Origin of the sequence: Acidovorax sp. HMWF029 (assembly GCF_003060895.1) — a bacterium.
GTDB lineage: Bacteria > Pseudomonadota > Gammaproteobacteria > Burkholderiales > Burkholderiaceae_C > Acidovorax.
The window spans coordinates 1-1,979 of record NZ_QAIH01000133.1; the positions used below are offsets into that span (position 1 = coordinate 1).

The following is a 1,979-nucleotide window of genomic DNA, read 5'->3' on the forward strand; positions in this document are numbered from 1 at the left end:
TCGACGGGCTGGTGGCCAGCATCAGCAGCGATGTGCGGCCCCGCGCCGTGCTCGATGAGCTGGTGCGCCTGGGCATGGCCGAGGAAGGTGAGGATGGGCAGATCCGGCTGCTGGCCACAGGCTTTGTGCCACGCCAGGGCTTTGCCGAGATGGCGCAGCTGATGCAGGACAACCTGCACGACCACCTGGCGGCCGCCAGCCTCAACCTGGAAGGCGAACACAACTACCTGGAGCAGGCGGTGTTTGTGGACCAGCTCAGCGAAGAATCAGCCCACCGCCTGCACGTGGTGGCCGCCAAGGCCTGGCGCCAGGCCTTCAAGACCGTGATGACCGAGGCCCAGGCCCGCTACGACCACGACCAGAAAAACACCCCAGCCGGCGAGCGCAACCGGCGCGCCCGCTTTGGCAGCTACTTCTATGCCGCAGACCAAGATGAACGTCCTTCCTGAACTCTGGGCCCGTGCGGCCTGGCTCATGGCCAAGCTGCTGGCCACAGCCGCCACCCTGCTGATGCTGGCCGCCTGCGGGCCCGGCACCGGGGGCACGGGCACCGGGCCCATCAATGGTGTGCTTGGTTTCTCGGGCACTGGCTTCGCCGTTGGCGCCCCTTGCGCGCAGCATTGCGGCAGCACCGAGTTGCGGCTGGAGAACGAGCGGGTGGAGCTGACCGTCACTTGCCGCCGCTTTGTGTTCAACGGCCCGTGGGAAATCGATGCCACAGGCCTGGCCGTGCTGAGCGGCTCCCTGGAGACCACAGAGTTTTACGACGGCCAGGTGCAGACCAGCACCGTGGCCGCCGAGATGCGCCTTCAGTTCAGTGACACCCGCGCCGAGAGCAGCCACGAGGTGGCCGTTACCGTGCGGGATGCGCAGGGCAACCACCTGATTGCACCGCTGACCCTGCAGCAGCGCCCCACTGCCACAGCCCCCGAGGCCTGTGCACCGAACGCTTCCTGAAAAGACAAAGGGCCTGCACAGTCACACTGCGCAGGCCCTTGAAAACACACAGCCAACCGGCCAGGCGCCGGTAGGTGAAAAGGGACAGATCTGGATCTATTTGACCTCGGCGACCATCATGGAGCGGTTGCTGCGGCACCAGATCGGTGCCAGGTGCCCAATCTGGATGGTCAGCTCGTTGCCCTTGCCCAGCACTGTGGTGGGGCCGTTGCTGTAGGCGTAGCCCGTTTCTGCAGCCTGCCGGGGCAGCTCCACCGTCCAGCCACTGCGGCGCATCACGCTGCGGCCTTGGTCAGGGTAGAACTGCATCTCCACTTTCTCGCCGTTGCCGCAAGCGTATTGCATGCTGCTGCCATCTGCCGGGGCACTGAACGCCTGCATGACAGGGGGCTGGCTTGCACAACCCGACAACAAAAGGGTGGCCAATGCACCCGAACCCAGCAAAACCATCGTCTTCATCGGTCACTCCTGACATCGAGGCGCCTCCTGGCGGCGCGCCCGACAACTTCCATCCAACGGCTTGTGGCCACCGGCCACCAGGGCCCGTTCAAAAAGCCCCTGCCTGCCACCTAGCACAAACCTTGCCATTCAGCGGGCGCCACCCATTGCCTGCACCATCCTGCTTGCGAGAAACCGAAACCAGAGAATCCAGAGCCGTGACCAACACCCGGTGCAGCGCTTGCCTCCTAGAGTGCCCCAGGCCATCCAGCCCCGTCATTGGGGTGATCCCCACATCGAGAGCTACCTCTAAAGTCTGTCCACGCCCTGTGGCGCCTGCATGACGGGCGCCCCAACCCCAGGGCGGGTCCAGATTGGATGCACTGGAAGACCCAATACGCAGACGAAACATTTGATTACAGGCATGGACGACTCAAAATCTGCAACGCCCGACCGCCTTGGTGGGGTATGGGAAGCGGGACTGGGACATACCCTAGGAAACCCCGTCACGCCCCCTGCGCGCACTCCCAGCGCCCCGCCCGTCCATGGGCGACAGCAAGCTTCACCTGCTGCAGGTAACCTCG

Annotated in this window: 3 protein-coding genes; 2 read left to right on the forward strand and 1 reads right to left on the reverse strand. The window is 64.6% G+C overall.

The window, feature by feature from the left end:
- Both DBR12_RS22190 and DBR12_RS08920 read left to right on the forward strand, forming a co-directional pair.
- A partial coding sequence (locus DBR12_RS22190) for a DUF6502 family protein (RefSeq protein ID WP_233244370.1) occupies window positions 1-449 on the forward strand: 449 nt, incomplete at its 5' end.
- Window positions 433-957 carry a hypothetical protein gene (locus DBR12_RS08920; protein ID WP_146185503.1) on the forward strand — a complete coding sequence of 175 codons (525 nt, stop codon included), beginning with the start codon at window positions 433-435 and terminating at the stop codon, window positions 955-957. The genes DBR12_RS22190 and DBR12_RS08920, both read left to right, overlap by 17 nt.
- A gap of 96 nt (window positions 958-1,053) precedes the next feature.
- Here the strand turns inward: DBR12_RS08920 and DBR12_RS08925 are convergent, their stop codons facing one another.
- Entirely contained in the window at window positions 1,054-1,416 is a 363-nt protein-coding gene (locus DBR12_RS08925) for an MliC family protein (protein ID WP_108616931.1), read from the reverse strand.
- Between the last annotated feature and the right edge of the window lie 563 nt (window positions 1,417-1,979).

Bases quoted from the DNA above. Each gene is read 5' to 3' on its own strand.
- DBR12_RS08920 (WP_146185503.1), top strand. From the start codon at position 433: ATGAACGTCCTTCCTGAACTCTGGGCCCGTGCGGCCTGGCTCATGGCC.
- DBR12_RS08925 (WP_108616931.1), bottom strand. From the start codon at position 1,416: ATGAAGACGATGGTTTTGCTGGGTTCGGGTGCATTGGCCACCCTTTTG.